This is a genomic window from Chryseobacterium sp. S0630 (assembly GCF_024158915.1).
Lineage (GTDB): Bacteria > Bacteroidota > Bacteroidia > Flavobacteriales > Weeksellaceae > Chryseobacterium.
This window is the reverse complement of record NZ_JAMZGF010000006.1, coordinates 99394-119504: the sequence shown is the minus strand read 5'-3', so window position 1 is coordinate 119504 and position 20111 is coordinate 99394. Positions and strand designations below refer to the sequence as shown.

At 35.3% G+C, this 20111-nt stretch carries 17 protein-coding genes; 11 read left to right on the top strand and 6 right to left on the bottom strand.

Going from position 1 to position 20111, the window contains the following annotated elements; translation table 11 throughout:
- Window positions 1-5: 5 nt before the first annotated feature.
- Complete coding sequence (rmuC, locus tag NK356_RS04600) at window positions 6-1511, bottom strand: DNA recombination protein RmuC (protein WP_253316340.1); 1506 nt, start codon at window positions 1509-1511, stop codon at window positions 6-8.
- Between the two features lie 653 nt (window positions 1512-2164).
- On the opposite strand from rmuC, the gene NK356_RS04595 reads away from it, so the two are divergent.
- From NK356_RS04595 to NK356_RS04575, 5 genes are all read left to right on the top strand, one after another.
- Complete coding sequence (locus tag NK356_RS04595) at window positions 2165-2839, top strand: response regulator transcription factor (protein ID WP_062673551.1); 675 nt, start codon at window positions 2165-2167, stop codon at window positions 2837-2839.
- Between the two features lie 2 nt (window positions 2840-2841).
- A complete protein-coding gene (locus tag NK356_RS04590) occupies window positions 2842-4206 on the top strand; it encodes a HAMP domain-containing sensor histidine kinase (protein WP_253316339.1) in 1365 nt (454 codons plus the stop codon).
- Window positions 4207-4538: 332 nt separating this feature from the next.
- Window positions 4539-5813: a TolC family protein gene (locus NK356_RS04585; protein ID WP_253316338.1), complete on the top strand. Its 1275-nt coding sequence runs from the start codon at window positions 4539-4541 to the stop codon at window positions 5811-5813.
- A 3-nt stretch (window positions 5814-5816) separates the two neighbouring features.
- Window positions 5817-6932 (top strand): efflux RND transporter periplasmic adaptor subunit, encoded by a 1116-nt coding sequence (locus tag NK356_RS04580; RefSeq protein ID WP_253316337.1) that lies wholly within the window; start codon window positions 5817-5819, stop codon window positions 6930-6932.
- A complete protein-coding gene (locus NK356_RS04575; protein WP_253316336.1) occupies window positions 6932-10030 on the top strand; it encodes an efflux RND transporter permease subunit in 3099 nt (1032 codons plus the stop codon). Before NK356_RS04580 ends, NK356_RS04575 begins: the two co-directional genes overlap by 1 nt.
- 59 nt (window positions 10031-10089) lie before the next feature.
- Here the strand turns inward: NK356_RS04575 and NK356_RS04570 are convergent, their stop codons facing one another.
- Window positions 10090-10845 (bottom strand): DUF5995 family protein, encoded by a 756-nt coding sequence (locus NK356_RS04570; protein WP_253316335.1) that lies wholly within the window; start codon window positions 10843-10845, stop codon window positions 10090-10092.
- Window positions 10846-11058: 213 nt separating this feature from the next.
- A complete protein-coding gene (locus NK356_RS04565) occupies window positions 11059-11313 on the bottom strand; it encodes a hypothetical protein (RefSeq protein ID WP_253316334.1) in 255 nt (84 codons plus the stop codon).
- Between the two features lie 311 nt (window positions 11314-11624).
- Here NK356_RS04565 and NK356_RS04560 point away from each other — a divergent pair, with 311 nt between their 5' ends.
- Together NK356_RS04560 and NK356_RS04555 are read left to right on the top strand one after the other, a co-directional pair.
- Entirely contained in the window at window positions 11625-13025 is a 1401-nt protein-coding gene (locus NK356_RS04560; protein ID WP_253316333.1) for an MAC/perforin domain-containing protein, read from the top strand.
- 189 nt (window positions 13026-13214) lie between these two features.
- Window positions 13215-13382, top strand: coding sequence for a hypothetical protein (locus NK356_RS04555; RefSeq protein ID WP_156106412.1), 168 nt, complete (start codon window positions 13215-13217; stop codon window positions 13380-13382).
- A 35-nt stretch (window positions 13383-13417) separates the two neighbouring features.
- Here NK356_RS04555 and NK356_RS04550 read toward each other — a convergent pair whose 3' ends face one another.
- The gene (locus tag NK356_RS04550; RefSeq protein ID WP_034694645.1) at window positions 13418-13888 is read right to left on the bottom strand and encodes a YciI family protein; all 471 of its coding nucleotides are present in this window, start codon (window positions 13886-13888) and stop codon (window positions 13418-13420) included.
- A gap of 125 nt (window positions 13889-14013) precedes the next feature.
- A complete protein-coding gene (gene pncB / locus NK356_RS04545; RefSeq protein ID WP_034694646.1) occupies window positions 14014-15192 on the bottom strand; it encodes a nicotinate phosphoribosyltransferase in 1179 nt (392 codons plus the stop codon).
- Between the two features lie 703 nt (window positions 15193-15895).
- On the opposite strand from pncB, the gene NK356_RS04540 reads away from it, so the two are divergent.
- Entirely contained in the window at window positions 15896-17047 is a 1152-nt protein-coding gene (locus NK356_RS04540; protein WP_253316332.1) for a hypothetical protein, read from the top strand.
- Here NK356_RS04540 and NK356_RS04535 read toward each other — a convergent pair.
- The gene (locus tag NK356_RS04535) at window positions 17032-17508 is read right to left on the bottom strand and encodes a Dps family protein (RefSeq protein WP_034694650.1); all 477 of its coding nucleotides are present in this window, start codon (window positions 17506-17508) and stop codon (window positions 17032-17034) included. The genes NK356_RS04540 and NK356_RS04535 overlap by 16 nt on opposite strands.
- Window positions 17509-17742: 234 nt before the next feature.
- On the opposite strand from NK356_RS04535, the gene NK356_RS04530 reads away from it, so the two are divergent.
- The 3 genes from NK356_RS04530 to rpsG all read left to right on the top strand — a co-directional run bounded on the left by NK356_RS04530 (window position 17743) and on the right by rpsG (window position 20107).
- Window positions 17743-18873: a hypothetical protein gene (locus NK356_RS04530; protein ID WP_253316331.1), complete on the top strand. Its 1131-nt coding sequence runs from the start codon at window positions 17743-17745 to the stop codon at window positions 18871-18873.
- A 320-nt stretch (window positions 18874-19193) separates the two neighbouring features.
- Entirely contained in the window at window positions 19194-19607 is a 414-nt protein-coding gene (rpsL, locus tag NK356_RS04525) for a 30S ribosomal protein S12 (protein WP_002983146.1), read from the top strand.
- Window positions 19608-19630: 23 nt separating this feature from the next.
- Window positions 19631-20107 (top strand): 30S ribosomal protein S7, encoded by a 477-nt coding sequence (rpsG, locus tag NK356_RS04520; RefSeq protein WP_034694654.1) that lies wholly within the window; start codon window positions 19631-19633, stop codon window positions 20105-20107.
- Window positions 20108-20111: the final 4 nt, after the last annotated feature.

Sequence of the window (20111 nt, the reverse complement as noted above, 5' to 3'; positions counted from 1 at the left end):
GGGATTTAGCTTTCTGATGGTTCAATAAGATTGCCGTTGTCGATAAGACTTTGAGGCAGGTCTTTTTTATTTTTTATTCCTAATGACTTCAATTTCTGAGTCTGGATCACCAGGTTGTCATTTCCGGTGTGAAGCTGTTTGTAGGCATCATTGAATACGTTTTTCGCCTGATCCAGATTTCTGCCTACTTTTTCCAGGTTTTCTACAAAACCTACGAATTTGTCATAGAGTCTGGCTCCACGATCAGCAATTTCAATAGAATTTCGGTTTTGATATTCGCGTTTCCAAAGATCGGCAATCAGCTTAAGAGAAGTAATCAGATTACTTGGGTTAAGCAAAAGAATTCTTCTTTCATAGGCATAGTTCCAAAGGTTTTGGTCTGCCTGCATTGCTGCAATATAAGCCGGTTCGCTGGGAATAAACATCATCACGAAATCCAATGATTTTCCATAATCATCATATGCTTTTTGACTGAGTTGATTAATATGGTTTTTGATAGATCCAAGATGCTGGCTTAGTTTTATAGCGTAGACATCTGCATCGGTTTCGTCTACCAATTCTGTAAAAGCAGTCAGAGATACTTTTGAATCAATAATAACATTCCTTTCGTCAGGGTATTTTACAACGGCATCAGGACGCATTTTCTTTCCGGAGAATTCTGAGAATAAAGCTTTATTGTCTTCATCACGCAATTCATGCTCGAGGAAATATTCTCTTCCTTTTACCAATCCTGATTTTTCAAGAATACTTTCCAGAATCATCTCGCCCCAGTTTCCCTGGGTTTTGCTTTCTCCTTTCAAGGCACGGGTCAGTTTTTTGGCATCTTCGGAAATCTGCTGGTTCAGTTCCGCCAGTTCTTTTACTTTTTCAGCTAGAGAGAAACGTTCTTTATTTTCCTTTTCGTAGGCTTCGTTGACTTTATTTTTTAAATCCGCGATTTTCTCCTGAAAAGGTTCAAGGATATTTTTTAAGTTATTTTGATTTAAGGCAGTAAACTTTTCAGTTTTTTCTTCTAAAATTTTATTGGCAAGGTTTTCAAACTGAAGTTTAGAATCTTCCTGAATCTTGACGATTTCTTCTTTCTGGGTGTCAAGAGATTGTTGAAGACCCTCATTTTTGGCAGAAAGTTCAGAGTTTTTTGCAAAAAGAGTCTGCTTTTCAAGAATGTGAGTGTCTATCTGAGAAGTCTGTCTCTGATGGGTTTGTTTCAATTCCTGAAACTGAAGATTTAAAGATGAATATTCGGCAGATATTTTAGAAAATTCATTTTTCAGGTCATCCAGCAGATCCTGCTGCAGCATATTGGCTTCTTTTTCTTTATTGATATTCTGATGAAGTTCCTGAATTTTTAGGTTTGAATTTTCAAGATCAGACTGGTTTTTTATGGATAAGGTGTTCAGTGTATCATAAGAACTTCTTGAAACCATTGATGATTTCAAGGCAAAATATAATATCACAGCGCCCAGTACACCACCGGCAATCAGTCCAATAATTAAATATATCATCTCCATGTTTCAAAATTATGAAAAAAGGCTGGAAGAAGGAAGAGGGATGCTGGAAGTTACTTCTGTGCAAAAAAGAACTGACTGTTTTTTAATTAATCTGAGTTCGGGATAAGAATTTCTGATTGAGATGGTTTTGAAGCTGGGGGCTGGGAGCTGGAAGAAGGAAGGTGTGAAGAGCATCAACAATGGCTGTTTCTCTTTTTTAAGAGTCAATTTCAATTTGTTTAAACTTTTGTTTATTGAAACATTAAGATGTATTAAGGTGTTGAGAGTATTAAGATGAGCTTCGCTTTAAGCTTAAAATCAGAATGATTCATCTTAACTATACTTTATTTCTTAAATCCTTCTTAATGGTTTTTATAGATATCCAATTTTTTTTGATAAGTTGAAACAACTTCTGTATTTACTTGTGAAGCGACTGTAATTTTATAACTAAAAATAATTATGTACATCCTATTTCTTCCAGCTTCCCGCTTCTCGCTTCCCGCCTTCAATATTACTTTACTTAACCCGAACTCAGGTTAATTAATTTCAATGTTTTTTAAAGTTGAATAAATTGGGAAACAATTGTTTTATAAAATTCTATTACTTCTATCTTCCAGCCTCCGGCTTCCTTTCTGAACAAGAATACTTATATTTATGGGAAATTTCAGAGACTTATGAATATTTTGTTGGTAGAAGATGATCAAAGAATCAGCAATTTTCTGATTAAAGGCCTTTCTGAGGCCGGCTATAATACGACCCTTGCAGATTCCGGTGAAAAGGCACGTGAGCTTCTTCATACCTATGATTTTGATATTATTTTAATGGATATCATGCTTCCCGGACTGGATGGGATGCAGCTTACCCAGATTATCAGATTTAAAGGAAATTATACCCCGATTTTGGTTTTAAGTGCCCTGAACAGTCCTGATGATAAAATCAAAATGCTTGATATGGGTGCTGATGATTATTTATCAAAACCTTTTCACTTTGAAGAACTGATTTCAAGGATTAAAGCTTTAACCAGAAGAAATAAAATGAGCTACCAAAAGGAGGATCAATATTTATCATGTGGAAATATCGTGATTGATACCGATCTTCATAAAGTAACTCAGAATGATAAGGAAATAGAATTTTCCCCTACGGAATACAAATTGTTTACTTTCCTGATGGAGAATAAAAATAAAGTATTGAGCAGAACCCAGATTTTGCATAAGGTATGGGGAATTGATTTTGATAATACAACCAATGTAGTGGATGTTTATATTTCCTATGTCCGCAACAAGATTGATGAAACTGAACAGAAAATTATTCATACAGTAAAAGGAACCGGATATTTGATCAAAGACTGAAAATGACGCTCAGAAACAGATTTACCCTTATTTCAAGCCTGTCATTCGGCATCGTTTCTATCATCATATCAGCGGTGATATTCTTTGCGTATTATGACAGTACCAAAATTTTTTATTTTGAAAAGCTTAGAAATACGGCTCTTATTTCTGCTATTTATTATCTAGAAAAAGATGAACTCCCGAAAGACCGTCATGCTCAGATCAAAAAAGAATACAATCACCTGATTCAGAATAACAGGGTAGCGGTTTACAATCAGAATAATGAAGTTACTTTTGGACACAATCTGAATGATAAGAATATAAAACCTTCTCATTTACAGGCTGTCCGAAATAACAAAGGAATACAGTTTATGTCTGATAATCAATTCTATTATGGGATTTTTTATCCGGACAATCAGGGAGACTTTGTTGTTTTTGTGAAATCTTCCAACGACTCTTTCCAGTCGCAGATCCTGAGATTGGCTATTATCATGCTTTCCGTATTGCTGATTGGGCTGCTGGCAATTTATTTTCTGAGCAGATACCTTTCTAAAGTGGTTTATAAACCTATTTCCAATGTAGTAGAACGGATCAATAAAGTGGAATATAATAACATTTCTACGGCAATCATTACTTCTACCAATACCAATGACGAGATTGAAGATCTGATAAAATCCTATAATAAACTGCTGGGCAGAATTTCAGAAAATGTACTCTTGCAGCAGAACTTTATCAATTATGTTTCTCATGAATTTAAAACACCTTTAGCCGCTATTTCAGGAAACCTGGAAGTCTTTGCCCAAAAAGACCGTACACCGGAAGAATATAAGGAAGTGGCCAAAGAGTCATTGGAAAATGTATATGAGATTGAAAATATTCTCAACAATCTTTTGCTGATGTCCGGAATGACAAAGCTTGAGTCTTCTCACAAACCGATGAGAGTAGATGAGCTGATCTGGAAGATTTATGAAAAATTAGAACCTAAAGCAAAAGAAAACCATTCATCCATTAAAATACAGCTTCAGGTAACGAAACCTGCTTTACTGGAATTTCCAGGAAACGAAACGCTGCTGTATCTTGCGCTGTATAATATTGTAGAAAATGCGATTAAATATTCCTTTGATAAACCTGTTGTGATTACATTATCAGAAAAGGCCAATCAGTTGTATATCGAAGTCAAAGATGAAGGAAGAGGAATTCCGGCTGATGACCTTGTGAAAATATCTGAAACTTTTTACAGAGGAAAAAATGTAGATACTGTAAAAGGCAGTGGAATTGGTTTATCACTTTCAAAAAGCATTTTTGATCATCATCATATTGTGATGAAAATTGATTCTGCGGTCAATGTGGGAACCAATGTTCTTTTGGAATTCCCAGCGCATTCCTGATTTTTTCTCTTGCAGATTTTGCTGATTGAGCAGATTCATGATCTTAGATTAATTTAAAATCTTATTAAAAATATATTCATAATAACGAAATCTGCGTCATCTGCAAAATCTGCGAGAGAGTAAAAAATATTCAATAGAAGCGGGTTTTAACCCGCTTACAAAAAATAATCAAAATCCTTCGGCTTTAGCCAAAACATACCAATTCAAACATAATTTCAAGGAATGAAAAAAGTTCTAATCAAACTCTAATGTTGAACTAACCGAATTTTAATTTCCTTTACAATTCCCTCTAATATGAGGCAAATAGCTTTGTGGTCTTAAAATAAGAGACCTTGAAGAAGCTATTTTTTACACTATTTTATATTCATTGTTTCAGTTTCTTTTCAGCACAGATTTCAGATACCCTGAAAATTGGAAGAAAGGAAGCTGAAACTATCTTTTTGGCTAAAAACCTCGACCTCATTGCACAGAAGCTTGAAATTTCACAAGCCGAGGCAAGAGCTGTTCAGGCTAAATACTGGCCTAATCCTACATTAAGTATCAGCGAAGTTAATTTATGGAGAACTTATGACATAGAAGAACAGCCGGCATTGATCGGAAACTGGGGAAAAAACACCCAGATTTCTGCGGAGATAGAACAGGTGATTCAGACTGCAGGTAAAAGGCGAAAAAATATTGAACTCCAGAAAATAGAAGTGGAAGGAGAGAAGTATGAACTACAGGAAGTTTTACGTGAACTTAAGAAGACCCTCAGAAATACCATTACCGAAGTTCTTTACAATCAGGAACAGCAGAAAATCTATCAGGGGCAGATCACTTCCATTGAGAAATTAACAAAATCCTACAATAATCAATTAAACCTTGGTAATATCAGTAAAGCTGAGTACGTCCGCTTAAAAGCACAGGAAATTGAATTCAAGAAGAAGCTGATTTCATTAAAACAGGAAATCGAAGATCAGCAGGTAGAGCTTAAAGCCTTATTGATGCTGCCTTCTCAATCTTATCTGGTGATAACAGATTCATTTGTCATGCCTGAAAAACAACTTTCTGAGTTGGAAGTGAATCAATGGATAGACAAGGCAAAAGAAAACCGACCCGATATCATGATCTCGAAAAATAAAGAGAAACATGCTGCCAAAAATCTGGAAATTCAAAATGCCATGAAAACTCCTGATGTGGCGGTTTCTATAGGATATGACCGTGGAGGAAATATCATGAAAGACTTTATAGGATTAGGTGTTTCTATGGATCTTCCCATTTTCGACCGTAATAAAGGGAATATCCAGGAAGCAAGGCTTGAGATTGAGAAAAGCAAACTGGAAACCCGCAAAAACATGTTGAAATCTGAGAACGAAATTGTTTCTGTCTTTAGAAATTATATCAGAACACAGCAGGTTTCAGAAGAGATCGATGACAATTACGAGTCTACACTGGATGGTTTGCTGGTAAGCCATGAGAAAAATTTCAGACTAAGAAATATCAGCATGCTGGAGTACATGGATTTTCTGGATACCTACATTGGAAATAAAATGATCATCCTGGATACTAAAAAAGAATTGAATCAATACTACGAAAACCTGCAGTATGTTGTAGGACAAGATTTATAAGATATGAACAAAAATATTACTAAATACACTGCTGCAGCTTATCTGTCTGCCCTCATTATTTTTACAGGCTGTGCCGGAAAACAGGAAAATAAAGAAGCTGAAAAAAGTTATTGCATCAGCAAAGAGCTTAAAAAAGATATTAAACTGGCCAAAGCAGAACTGCTTCCCATAGAAGAAAGTATCACCCTTACCGGAGAAGTGGAAAGCAATTCTGATAAAACGGTTCCCTTTGTAAGTCTTGTAGACGGAGTGGTGATGGATACTTATTTCTCACTTGGTGATTATGTAAAAAAAGGGCAAACGTTGGCAAGCGTAAAGAGTACAGCTGTGAATGAAATGCAGGATGATACTCAAACTTTGCAGGCTCAGCTGGCTGTTGCGAAAAGAAAACTGTCTTCCGTAGAAGCCATGTATAAAGATGATATTGCCTCTCAGAAAGATTTGCAGGAAGCGCGTTCTGAAGTAGCCATACTGCAATCCAATATTTCCAAGACGCAGAAAAATATGCAGCTGTATTCAGCGGGAGGAAATACCATTCAGATAAAAGCTCCGGCAGACGGATATGTTATTTCAAAAAATATTTCTAAAGGAATGCCTGTTACTGCAGGAGGAGATCAACTGTTTACTATTTCCAATCTGGATAAAGTATGGGTAATGGCCAATGTATATGCTACCAACATGAGACATGTGTATGTAGACCAACCCGTAGTGGTCAAAACGCTTGCTTATCCGGATGATAGTTTTTCAGGGAAAATCAACAATATTTCTCAGGTTTTTAATGAAAATGAAAGAGTGCTTAAAGCCAAAATCATTATGGATAATAACGGGATGAAGCTGAGACCGGGAATGTCTGCAGATGTTGTATTACCGATCAATTCACAAAATAAATCCGCATTGGCGATTCCTGCAAAGGCTTTAATCTTTGATAACAACCAGAGCTATGTGGTTGTGTATAAAAAAGATTGTGAACTTGAGATCAGACCTGTAACGGAAATTGCTTCCAACAGCCAGTATATTTATGTAGAAGGTAATTTAAAACCAGGTGAAAATGTCATTGCTTCCAACGGACTGCTGATCTATGAAAACCTGAAAAACCAATTAAATAACTCCACGAAGTAATGCGAAAGTTTGTACAGAATATAGTTTCCTTCTCATTAAAAAATTCATTGATTGTTCTTTTGGGAACTTTTCTTTTGCTGGCCGGAGGAATCTATTCCTATATGCATACTCCTATTGAAGCATTTCCGGATGTTACCAATACAAGGGTGAGAGTGATTACCCAGTGGCCGGGGAGAAGTGCTGAGGAAATTGAAAAATTTGTCACTTTACCTATTTCCAAAGAAATGAATGCCATCCCGAATAAAACTTCGGTGCGTTCCATTTCCTTATTCGGATTGTCTGTGGTGACAGTTATTTTTGATGATCATGTGAATGATTTTTATGCACAGCAGTATGCTTCCAATAAACTCGGAAATGTAGAGCTGCCTGCCGGAGCAGAATATAGTATTGAGCCTCCTTCGGGAGCTACAGGTGAAATTTACAGATATATTATCAAGAGTAAACTTCCCATCAAAGAAGTAACCGCTATTCAGGATTGGGTGGTGGAAAGAGAATTGCTTGCCGTTCCCGGTGTGGCAGATGTGGTAAGCTTTGGTGGAGAAGAGAAAACCTATGAAATAAAAATTAATCCTACGGAATTACACAATTACGACCTTTCCCCCCTTGATGTGTATGAAGCGGTTTCGAAGAGTAATATCAATGTAGGAGGAGATGTGGTGGCAAAAGGTGATCAGGCTTATGTAGTGAGGGGGATTGGTCTTTTGGAGAAAAAAGAAGATATTGAAAACATTCAGATCGAGGTAAAAGGTTCTACGCCTATTCTGGTGAAACACGTAGCAGAAGTAAAAGTATCTGCAAAACCGAGATTGGGACAGGTAGGATACAACAAAGAAAATGATGTTGTAGAAGGAATTGTGATCATGCTTCGGGGTGAAAATCCAAGTGAAGTGATTGCCAGACTGAAAGACAGAATAGAAGAACTGAATGGGGGAGAACTTCCCGGTGATGTTCAGATTGTTCCCATCATTGACCGTACAGAACTTGTGAACACAACGGTTCATACCGTTTCCAAAAACCTTATTGAAGGAGTTATTCTGGTTTCCATCATTGTATTTATTTTCCTTTACAACTGGAGAACCACTTTTATTGTAGCATCAGTGATTCCTCTGGCTTTCCTGTTTGCTATTATTATGTTGAAAATTCAGGGTCTGCCGGCCAACCTGATTTCTATGGGAGCACTGGATTTTGGATTGCTTCTTGAAGGAACACTGGTTATTGTGGAACACGTCTTTGTCGCTCTCGAGCTTAAAGCGAAAAAGATTGGGCTGCGTAGATTCAATAAAATTTCAAAACTGGGAATCATCAAGAAAAGCGCAGGAAGTGTGGCAAGTTATATTTTCTTTGCCCTGTTGATTCTGATCGTTGCGTTGATGCCGATTTTCTCTTTCCAGAAAGTTGAAGGAAAAATGTTCTCACCATTAGCATTTACACTAGGGTATGCATTATTGGGATCACTGATCTTAAGTTTGACTTATGTTCCGGCAATGTGTAAACTGTTATTGACCAAAAATATTGAAGAGAAAGAAAACTTTATTTCAAGATTCTTCAGAGTTAATATCTATAGAATTTACGAATTCAGTGACCGTCACAAAAAAGGATTTATCATTGGTTTCGTTGCTTTGCTTGCTGTTTGCGGATGGAGATTCTCTAATTACGGATCCGAATTTTTACCCAAACTGAACGAAGGAGCCATCTACGTAAGGGCAACCCTTCCCAACAGTGTCAATCTGGATGAATCTGTACGATTGACCAAAGAGATGAAGGAGATTCTCATGAAGTATGATGAAGTAAAATTTGTTATGACCCAGACAGGTCGTCCGAATGACGGAACAGATCCCACCGGATTTTTTAATATCGAATTTAATATTCAGCTGAAGCCGGAAAATGAATGGAAGAAAAAAATATCCAAAGAAGAACTCCTTGAAGAAATGAGAGTTTCCCTTGAAAAATTTCCGGGTATCAATTTTGGATTCAGCCAGCCGATACAGGATAATGTGGAAGAATATGTGGCAGGAGTAAAAGCTCCGCTGGTGATTAAAATTTTTGGAAATGATCTTTTCGAACTTGAAAATTATGCCAATAAAGTAGCCAATTCTATCAGAACAGTTCCGGGAATATCCGATGTAAATGTTTTCAAAAATATCGGACTTCCGGAGTTGAGAATACAGCTTCACGATTCTAAAATGGCAAAATATGGTGTTTCTACAGCAGATGCACAGGCCGTCATCGAAATGACGATCGGAGGACAGGCAGCTACCAAGTTCTACGAAGAAGAAAGAATGTTTGATGTAATGCTTAGGTTTGAAAAAGATTACAGAGATACGCCTGAAAAGATGGGAAACATTCTCATCCCTACTCAGGACAATAAAAAAGTTCCGCTGAAAGAAATTGCAACCATTGATTATCATACCGGACCATCATTTATTTACCGTGAAGGAAACAGCAGATATATTGGAGTTGGATTCAATATTGAAGGTCGAGATTTAGGAAGTACCATTCAGGAAGCCAAAGCCAAAGTAGATAAGGAAGTAAAGCTTCCGAAAAATCATAAAATGACGTGGGCTGGAGAATTTGAAAGTAAAGAAAGAGCCGCAAAACAGCTGGCTATGGTTGTACCGATTTCTTTAGTTCTTATTCTGATGCTGTTGTATTTCAACTTCGGAAACATAAAAGACACGCTGATTTCTTCCATCACACTGGCATTTGCGTTTATCGGAGGATTCTTATCCCTTTGGTTTACGGGAACCATCTTCGGAATTTCAGCGGGAATCGGTTTCATTATCCTTTTCGGAGTGGCAACCATAGACGGTATCGTTCTGATCGGGGTCATGAAAGAAAACCTACAAAACAGGATGTCCCTCAAAGAATCCATAGCTGAAGGAGTGAAAAGCAGAATCCGTCCGGTGGTGATGATTGCCCTGATGGGATCTATGGGACTTCTTCCGGCAGCCATGTCAAACGGAATGGGCTCTGAAATTCAGAAACCTTTAGCCATTATGATTGTAGGCGGGTTGATCGTCTGTATGCTGCTTTCATTTACAATATTACCTATCATTTTCCATTATGCCTACCGTAAAAAGCATAAGGAAGCAATATAGTTTCTTTTATTTTGTTCATTATGAGGCCGGGATCCGTGAGGAAGATCCCGGCCTTTTTATTATGAGTTTTTTGTAGATTCTAAAATCTCAATATTCTTTACTACATCACTGCTTTCACATTTTTTTAATTCTTTTAAAAGAGCAGGAGTGAGGATTTTCGGGTTCAGAATTTGGGTAGCAACTTTAGCGGCTGCGTAATCTACAATACCAATCACCGATTCTCTAAGGAAATTCGGGGTGTTGGAGGTTATGACTGCCGTGGCCCATGAAGTATCTCTTGCTTTGGAAATGGCAAAATCCAATACAGCATTATCTTTTCCATTTGAGAGTTTGTCCACAAGATCCACAGGATAGCAGATTTTATTCAGAGAATCCTGAACGTTCTGATTAATGGAAGCAATGACATTATTAATGTTCTCAAAATCTTTTTTCAACAGATTTATTTTCCGGTAAGGCATAATAGAAGCGGCAGAAACACCGAGATCCAGATTGATGTGAGCATTCATCCCAAGGAATATATGCTGCAATATCAAAAGGTTTTTGTTTTTAGTGGCTTCAAAAGCAGTATACCAGGAATTGGTACATCTTTCTCCTTTGCTATAGCTTTCCCATGCCTGAAGATATCTTTGTGCAAAAGCAATATCAAGCAATGTCATTCTGGGATTATCTTCAAATTTTTTCTGCTGAATTCCTTTCAGAACCTGTGCGGTCATGATCCGGTAAGTACAGGCAAAATATCCTGCAGGACTCTTGTTTTCCTTACACCAGATAATAATTTCATCCAGTTTTTTCAGAACTTCCTCAATGGTTTTCATGATGGTTTTTGTTTACTTAAAGATACTAAAAAAGAGGCGTCTTAAAATTGTCATTCTGAACACAGACTAAAGTCTGCGAACGTAGTTCATCAATGCAGTGAAGAATCTCATGTAGTTGTTTATCAATAAGATTTTTCCTTCGTCAGAATGACAAAAGCCAATTGTTTGACTTTTGGAGACAGCCTCTTTATGTATTGTTTATTCTGATTCTGATTATGGGATGATGGTTATCGGATCAGTGGTGATAATCGGATCGGGAAAAGGTTCAAGAACAAGAGGTTTGCACATGGCTGCCGGTTGGCAGGTTCCTCCCATGCATATAAAGTTAGTCATTGTGGTAGTACCGTCAGGACATCTGATCATGCCTTCTCCAGGGCATCCTCCCGGACATTCCGCCGGATAGAGTGTTCCACCGAATACATCTTTCAGTTCTGTTCTCGAAAGTTTTGTAATGTTTAATTTTTTCATGAGTTTAATTTTTAATTATGGTATTGGTTTGTTGTAACCCGCTCGTCATTAATAGAGTGAGTTGCTATAAGCTAAAATAATTAAATTAATTCATTGATAAAAGAAATATATTTTAAATTTTTAATTCATTTTGTGTGTAATCTTTTGAAATAAAATTGGTTGTATTTTTAAATATGTATTTATTTCTATTTAAAGAGAGATAAATTATTGCGATTTTCTATTGTTAACGTTCTATTAATTCCCTTATTCATGATTTATGTCATTCTGGTTTTGAATGCAAAGAATTAAGTTTGTGCACTTAAAATAAAAATATGAAAAAACTAAGTTTCTTTTTTACCAGTATTGTTTTGCTGTTTTTAACATCTTGCTCTACTGAAGAATTTGAAAATTCTAACCAAAATGAAAACTCAAAAAAAAGTTCAGGGAGAAATTCGGCTAAATTTGCTGGTGATGGCGCTTATGACATCTTAGGATATGGTTATAACGCAACTGGAGAATATGCAAATTCAAACTCCTCAGGATATCAGGTAATTGATCTTGAAAAGTTCAAAAACGAACAGGCCGGAAGATTGATTACTGATAATGTATTTTCTCAGGAATATCTTGAAGAATACGGTGAAAATGCAGAAGCGTACTCAAAAATGGTATCTACGAAGGTAGGAGCAACAGCAGGATTCTCTTTATTTAAAAAGCTCATTTCTGTTACTTTTAGTTCTTCGGTGAGTAATACTACAACCAATAAATTTGATGCTAAATATATTTATGGAAGCTATAATCTTTTAATTAAACAAAGAAGATTCAGATTTAATGCTACTCCTGTTTTATTATCAGATTATCTGACTCCGGAGTTTACGAGTGATCTACAGAACAACAGCCCTGCACAGATTGTAAACGATTATGGAACCCACGTTGCGGTAGATATTTATACCGGTGCTAAGCTAGATGTAATGTTCCAATCTGAAACAACGAATCAAAGCCGTGAAAAGGCAGCCAGAGTGGGTGTTAAGGTGGGTGTAAAAAGTATTTTTGATGCCAATGTTGATAACGATGTAGATACTTCAGAATCCAATAAAAACTTTTCCAGAAAACTATCCTTTAAAACAAGAGGAGGAGATCCGTCTAAGAGTTTGGTAGGAGAGTTGGACCTAGATCAGGCGAATCCTAAAATTAATATTTCCAGCTGGCAGAACAGTTCAACACCAACGAATGCGGTATTGGTAGAGTTTGGAAGCAATGGTTTGGTTCCTCTTTATGAACTTATTAAAGATCCAGTGAAGAAAGCTCAATTGAAAGCTTATATCGATCAATATTTAATTGATAATCAGGTGAGATTAGATTATACCAATACGGCAAACCTTGTCAATGGTAATTTTGTTAGAAATCCTGCAACCAACCAGATCTTTTTTATGTTTGAAAACAAACTGAGATATATCCAAAGCCCTATGACTCTTTATGGATTATTTAATATTACCAGTGGTGAAATTGCTACGGTGAGCCCAAGCAATTTATCAACAGTAGAACGTGGAGCAGATTTAACGCCTGATAATGATCTTAAACAGGACAATTATACCAATAAGATTTATATGAGAGAAGGCAATACTTTAAGATATATTCCAAATATTGGTATTTATAATAAATATAGATTTAATAATAATGCAGTTAAAAAAATAAATGGTACAAATGGCTATACAATAGGTAGCGATATTTTTTAATTTAAAATGATAACTGTAAAAAGAGACTGTCACAAAAGACAGTCTCTTTTTTATTTCTCAAATGTTTGCAGATAATGATTTGAAATGTAGTGGATTTAAAAATAAATTGTATATTTATTTCCAGGTAAAGAGAAATAATAAAGAGGAATCCGAAAATCTTAAAGAGTAGGAAATTAAACTAAATTAATCATGAAAAATTTAAAAAGCTTAAACAGAAAAGAGTTGAAAACTGTTTTAGGTGGCGCAGCATTAGCTTGTGAAACACCTGTAGATGGAGGCTGCCCGGCAGGATATATATTCTGCAGCAATCCTTATTGCTGTTATCCACCAAGAAAACCCTATATCTGTTTTGATTAAGAAAAAAATCCCTCAACTGAGGGATTTCTTATTTATTAAGGATTTTCTTTTGAGATTTCATCGTGATGCTTTAGATACAAAGGTAGCGCTGCTGAACCATACCAAGGGAAAATTTCATAGCTGAAAACACCAGCCTGAACCGCAGGATCGGTTTTTACCCATTGTTCAGCTTCTTCCTTAGATTTGGTGTTGAAAATAAACATGCCGCGGTAGTTTTCTTTATTCTTTTCAAGAAAAGGTCCGGCAACAACAATTTTGCCTTCATCTGCCAGTTTCCCGATATTCATCATATGGCCTTTCATGAGTTCTCCCATTTTAGCTTTGTCTTCAATTTTAGCAGAACCTGATGTCAGCATGACAATCGTATAAGGTTTCATTCCATATTTGTCAGCTCCTAAAGAATTGGCCAGTTCCTGATTATATTTAGGCTTTTCCGTTTTCTTTTCCTGAGCAAAGGAAAAAGCTGATATGAGAAGACCTGCGAGTAGTAATGTTCTTGATTTCATCTTGTTTTATTTTGATAAATATAATAAATCCTTATAGATTTTTGAAAACTGAATTTTAAGTGATGATATAAAACAAAAAACCTCGATAACTTCGAGGTTTGTATCTAATTGTTCTGATGAGGTTACTAATCTTTAATTCTTAAAAATTCTTTCGCCAATTCAATCATCTTTGGATCTCCGGTATATTTACCATGTTCATCGGAAAGTTTTACCGTAGGAATCCATTCCTTATTGGGAGCCTGTACACCGATGAGTTTCATGACGATGTTCATTGGCTTCAATCCTACATCATTGGTAAGATTGGTTCCGATTCCGAATGAGATACCAATTTTTCCTCTGCAGTAATTGGTGATTTCCTCTACTTTTTCAAGATTTAAGGCATCAGAAAAAATAATATATTTAAACATCGGATTAATCCCGTTTCTTTGATAGTGGGCAATGGTCTTGTCAGCAAATTCCAAAGCATCACCACTGTCATGACGAACCCCATCGAAAAGCTTCGCAAATTTTTTGTCGAACTGTTGGAAGAAAACATCGGTAGTATAAGTATCAGACAAGGCCACTCCAAGATCACCTCTGTAAACGTCTACCCAGTGTTCCAGGGCCATTTCATTAGCCATCTTGAATCCATATTCGGCTGCGTGGAACATAAACCATTCGTGAGCATGCGTTCCGATTGGTTTTACGCCGTACTTCATTGCAAAATGAACGTTTGAACTTCCGATAAATGTAGATTCTTTTTTCTGAGTTAAAGCTTCCATTACAAGATTCTGTACCTTGTAAGAGTGTCTTCTTCTCGTTCCGAATTCTGCAAACGTTACTCCAAGTCTACCCAATGAGTCAGCCTTTTCGATTGTTTTGCTCATCACCACTTCGTTGGAATCTCTTTCCATGTGGTTCATTTCGTAATGCAGCTCACTGATCAGTGCCAGCAACGGAACTTCCCAAAGTATGGTTCTGTACCAAAGTCCTTCCACAATAACGGAAAGATCACCTCCTTCCTGATGAATTTTTACTTCAGATGGGTCATAATGGTAGCCTTCTAAAAAATCAAGATAGGGTAAATCTATATAAGGACATGTTCTTGCCATGAACTTTTTTTCATCCTTCGTAAGCTTAAGTTCAGCCATTTTATTCACAGCTTCTCTTAAAGCAGCATCAAACCCTTCTGGAAAGTGGTGCTTTCCCCTGTTGATAAATTCATATTTTACAATAGAACCCGGAAATAGCTTTACCACAGCATTCTGCATGGTTATTTTATAGAAATCATTATCAAGGATAGAGTTTAATCTCACGTCGTTCATAATATGTGTAATTTTAACGCAAATATAAAAATAAAAAATATAATTCCCTAAATGTAAGGCGATTTTTTGGAAATATTTCCATGCTTATGATGGAGTTACTTTCCAAGATAAGAATTGTACACCATACTTCTTTCTCCTGTTCGGTAATATAGTCGCTCATTTGAGAGTTTGACTTAAGTGTAATTTTACAACGGTATTCTGCATGGTCATGTTATGAAAATCTTTGTCGGGTATTGAGTTAAAGGTAATGCAGTCCTTTTTTTGTAATAAAATTTAATAATTTAATTTTGTTCTCCATATTTATTTAGACAGTAAAATGAAAAAATACGGATTTATAAGTGTTTTTGTTTTTCTATTAGGCTATTTTTTTTATTTAGTTTCGGAGATTCTTTCTTTGCCAAAAGGTGTAGGCTATTTTTATCCTGTTGATGATGTTTATATTCATTTGGAGGTAGCAAAAAATATAGCTGATCAGTTTTTATTTTCTATCAACTCCAATTCATTTGATCCGGCATCTTCATCTATATTATATAGTTTCTTTTTGAGCCTTTTAATAAAAGTTTTTGGGGATTCATCTTATTATCCTTTGTTTATTAATCTTACGTTTGGGGTTTTAACAAGTTTTTACGCAGCCAATTTTGTTGTCCTTCAATATGGAAAGAAGTTTGCTCTGTTTTTTATTTTTCTGTTGCAGCCATTGGCAATGATTTATCTTTCCTCTATATTAGGGATGGAGCATACTATTCATATATTCCTCATAGTTCTGTTTTTTATTTTTTATAATAAATTAGCTTCAGGAGATTTGAAGGCTTTCACCCATTTATTAATAGTCGTTTTTTTTCTCGGAGCAGTAAGATTTGAAAGTGTGTTCTTCATTTCTGCCGTTATTTTTGTTTTTGTAGGTCAGAAAAAATTTAGACAGGGCTTGTTGATTGGTTTTGTCGGTTTTTTCCCTATAATTATGTATGGATTATACTCTCTTCTTATGGGAGGTTTGTTTTTTCCAAATTCAGTACTTGTCAAAAGTAATTTTCATGTTTCAGATGCAGAAAGTTGTATAATAGTGTTGAAAAGCAAGTTTTTGAATGTGGATTATATCAAATATTTGTTTCCTTTCAGTATATTTTATTTAATGTATGCTTTTTCCAGATATAGAAATGTAAAACTTCCAAGAGTTCTTGAGATGGAAGCATTGCCAATCATCATTTTGCTTACTTCTTACGGGCAGCTCATGTTTGGAATAATGACATTCAGATATGAAAATTATTTGATGATTGCCTATCTTTTTATTGGAGTTAAAATTTGTGATTTTTATTTTAAAACTTCAGGTTTCTCTATTCCTAAGCTTTTTGCTTTTTTATTTGTAGGCTACTCGGTAGTTTTTGGACTATTCAAAATGTATTGGTATCATCCGGTTTTATATACTGATTCTAAAAATCTTTACTACAACCAATATAAGCTCGCACAATTTTTAAAAAAGTATTATGATTCTGAAACAATTGTAGCCAATGATATTGGGGCAATCACCTATTTTACGAATATTGAAGTTTTAGATATGTATGGATTGGGAAGTACAGATGTTGCAAAATACAAATATAAAAACCCTGAGGGGAATGATTTTTCGTATTTTATGGGAGAATTAAGTTACCGTAAAAATGCGCGAATTGCTGTAATATATCCAGAATGGTTTGTAGGTCAAATTCCCAAAAATTGGGTTTTGGTTGGAAAATGGAAAATGAGTGATTTTAGAAATCCTCATATAAGGTATGTCAATTTTTATGCTGTTACAAAAAGTGACATACCTTATTTAAGGAAAAATTTAAAAGAGTTTAAATATAATTACTTCCCAAGATAAGAGTTATACATCCAAACTTCTTTCTCCTGCTCGGTAATATAATCGCTCATTTGAGAATTGGTACCTTCATCTCCGGCTTCATCAGTAATATCTAAAAGTTCTCTCTGCAGATCAATCACCACTTTGAATGAACTTAGAATCTGCTCAACACTTTTGGTACCATCAGTTACTTCTTTACTTTCTTTAATGGTTGCCACCTTCAGGTAATCTGAATAGTTATGCGCAGGCGTAGCTCCTAACGTAAGGATTCTTTCTGCAATCTCGTCAATCTTTAATACAAGGCTGTTATACAATTCCTCAAACTTCGGGTGAAGAGTGAAAAACTGTTCTCCTTTAATATTCCAGTGAGAACCTCTTGTGTTCTGATAGAATACAGAATAGTTAGCCAATAAAATGTTTAATTTTTCTGAAATCTTTTTGCAATCGGCTTCTTTAAGGCCAATGATACTAGCATTTTTCATATGTATATATTTATTTTTTTAAGGTTAGATACAATCACTGCTTCCATTAAGTATGGGAAGAAGCTTTTTTGATGTGATTGATAGTTTATCATTTGTATACCTCAAATTTACGAAATATCGTGCCGAACTCTACTGATTATTAATAGATCATAACTATAAGAAAGTTTTTAAATATAGTTTGGAAGTATTAATATTGTGCTTATCTAAAACAGACCTCAGAAATTATAGACTATTATGCTTTTTGACACCCTTATTAATATCCCTGAAAATAAAGAAAGATCGCTGGTAAAATATTTCAGTATTGGAATTGTACTGATTTATATTGGTGTTTTTATCGCATTATATCTGAAAGCTGAAGAACCATTTTCTGCCTGGACAATTTCTGATTGGCTGATCAATTATACAGATGGCGGTTTCAAAAGAAGAGGTCTTTTGGGAGATGTATTTTTTTATATACAGGATATAACGGGATTGAAATTACAATTTCAGATCTTTATTCTTCAGATCGTGGGGTTGTCGGGAATTCTGTACTGGACGCTTTTATACCTGAAAAAATATAAGGTTGATCTTTTTTATCTGAGCATCATGGCCTCACCTTATATTCTTTTATTTCCTGCATTGACTGTGAGAAATGCCGGGAGAAGAGAAATCATCTTGATTCTTATAATGCTGTGGTATTCTTTTTCAAAAAAATCTAAGCTTAATGATACATTATTATGGATTTTTTATATCATTTTTCTTTTCATACACGAGGCTGGATTTTTTTTCCTTCCCTTTTTATTATGGATTAATTATTCCAAATGGCAGAAAATTAATAGTAAATACATGCTGTCTATAGCAGTAGCAGCTTTTGCCAGTATTGGTATTATCTATTTTTTAGGTGGAAATGTGAATCAGGGAGAAAGTTTATCGATCCTGAAAAGCAGAGGAGTGATTTTTCAGAAAGAGAATATTTTTGACCTGGAATATTATTTTGACTTTAACTATGTTCTTCAGTACAAATTATCATTTCTGGTTCATGCTATTGAGCTCCTTGTTATAGTATTTCAAATGGGACTTTATATTTATCTGTTTAAAAAAGAATCATTCTATAGCTACCTTTTCTGTAATATGATCTGCCTTATTTGGGTTGCTCCTTTATATTATCTTGGAATTGATTGGATGAGATGGAATTATATTTACTCCACATTATTATTTATTGTGTTTACATCGATGTTAAAAACAAATGATTCCGGAATGATATCATTCAATAATAACCCGGTGAAATCTTCATATCTTATTTTTTCCGGTGTTTTTTATTTATTGGTTCTCTTACATCTTCAGCATGATACCATGATTGAATGGATTCAAAACTATCTTATGTAGGAATAAATTTGAAATTTTAACTCTTCATAAGGATAAGAACATTTTTAAATACATCAGATCCTATATCCGGAATTAATTTTAAAAGAAAAAAATATTGAAAATCCGGAGTCGATAAATTTCATAATTATTTAATACTCATTTTTTAGGTTGTAAAATCCATTTCTTCCTGCTTGTTTTCCGCATGTATATTGTACTTCTATATTGATACTCATGAAATGTGTTTCATTTCCGATGTAAGTATTTGATTTTAATTTTTATATAAGAGTTTGCAGATTAAAAAAATATTACTATTTTTGCACCCTAAAATAAAAAGCAATTAAATGCCTACTATTCAACAATTAGTAAGAAAAGGAAGAGCCACGCTTGCCAAGAAGAGCAAATCGGCTGCCCTAGATTCTTGTCCACAAAGACGTGGTGTATGTACGAGAGTATATACAACTACACCTAAGAAACCTAACTCTGCACTTAGAAAAGTAGCAAGGGTAAGACTTTCTAACGGTAAAGAAGTTAACGCCTATATCCCGGGCGAAGGACACAATCTTCAGGAGCACTCGATAGTATTGGTTAGAGGCGGAAGGGTGAAAGACCTACCGGGAGTACGTTACCACATCGTAAGAGGTGCATTAGACACCGCTGGTGTAAATGGAAGAACTCAGAGAAGATCTAAGTACGGAGCTAAGAGACCTAAACCAGGACAAGCAGCTGCTGCTCCTGCAAAAGGAAAGAAAAAATAATCATTAAATAAGGTACAAAAGCAATGAGAAAGACAAAAGCGAAAAAAAGACCGTTGTTACCAGATCCGAAATTTAATGATCAATTGGTAACGAGATTCGTAAACAACTTAATGCTTGACGGTAAGAAGTCAATCGCATTCAAAATTTTCTATGATGCATTAGAGATCGTAGAAACTAAAAAAGGAGATAACGAAAAAACTGCACTTGAAATCTGGAAAGATGCACTTACAAATGTAATGCCTCACGTAGAAGTACGTTCTAGAAGAGTAGGTGGAGCTAACTTCCAAATCCCTATGCCAATCAGAGCTGATAGAAAGATTTCTATGGCAATGAAATGGTTAATCAAATATTCTAAAGCTAGAAATGATAAGTCTATGGCTTTGAAATTAGCTAACGAAGTTGTAGCTGCTTCAAGAGAAGAAGGTGCTGCTTTCAAAAAGAAATCTGATACTCACAAAATGGCGGAAGCTAACAAGGCTTTCTCACACTTCAAATTCTAATCTG

Excerpts from the sequence above, each read along its gene's own strand:
- rpsG (WP_034694654.1), top strand. The coding sequence starts at position 19,631 with ATGAGAAAGACAAAAGCGAAAAAAAGACCGTTGTTACCAGATCCGAAA.
- NK356_RS04590 (WP_253316339.1), top strand. The coding sequence starts at position 2,842 with ATGACGCTCAGAAACAGATTTACCCTTATTTCAAGCCTGTCATTCGGC.
- NK356_RS04555 (WP_156106412.1), top strand. The coding sequence starts at position 13,215 with ATGAAAAATTTAAAAAGCTTAAACAGAAAAGAGTTGAAAACTGTTTTA.
- rmuC (WP_253316340.1), bottom strand. The coding sequence starts at position 1,511 with ATGGAGATGATATATTTAATTATTGGACTGATTGCCGGTGGTGTACTG.
- NK356_RS04575 (WP_253316336.1), top strand. The coding sequence starts at position 6,932 with ATGCGAAAGTTTGTACAGAATATAGTTTCCTTCTCATTAAAAAATTCA.
- NK356_RS04540 (WP_253316332.1), top strand. The coding sequence starts at position 15,896 with ATGATTTATCTTTCCTCTATATTAGGGATGGAGCATACTATTCATATA.
- NK356_RS04570 (WP_253316335.1), bottom strand. The coding sequence starts at position 10,845 with ATGAAAACCATTGAGGAAGTTCTGAAAAAACTGGATGAAATTATTATC.
- NK356_RS04580 (WP_253316337.1), top strand. The coding sequence starts at position 5,817 with ATGAACAAAAATATTACTAAATACACTGCTGCAGCTTATCTGTCTGCC.
- NK356_RS04595 (WP_062673551.1), top strand. The coding sequence starts at position 2,165 with ATGAATATTTTGTTGGTAGAAGATGATCAAAGAATCAGCAATTTTCTG.
- NK356_RS04535 (WP_034694650.1), bottom strand. The coding sequence starts at position 17,508 with ATGAAAAATGCTAGTATCATTGGCCTTAAAGAAGCCGATTGCAAAAAG.
- NK356_RS04560 (WP_253316333.1), top strand. The coding sequence starts at position 11,625 with ATGAAAAAACTAAGTTTCTTTTTTACCAGTATTGTTTTGCTGTTTTTA.
- pncB (WP_034694646.1), bottom strand. The coding sequence starts at position 15,192 with ATGAACGACGTGAGATTAAACTCTATCCTTGATAATGATTTCTATAAA.
- NK356_RS04530 (WP_253316331.1), top strand. The coding sequence starts at position 17,743 with ATGCTTTTTGACACCCTTATTAATATCCCTGAAAATAAAGAAAGATCG.
- NK356_RS04565 (WP_253316334.1), bottom strand. The coding sequence starts at position 11,313 with ATGAAAAAATTAAACATTACAAAACTTTCGAGAACAGAACTGAAAGAT.
- rpsL (WP_002983146.1), top strand. The coding sequence starts at position 19,194 with ATGCCTACTATTCAACAATTAGTAAGAAAAGGAAGAGCCACGCTTGCC.
- NK356_RS04550 (WP_034694645.1), bottom strand. The coding sequence starts at position 13,888 with ATGAAATCAAGAACATTACTACTCGCAGGTCTTCTCATATCAGCTTTT.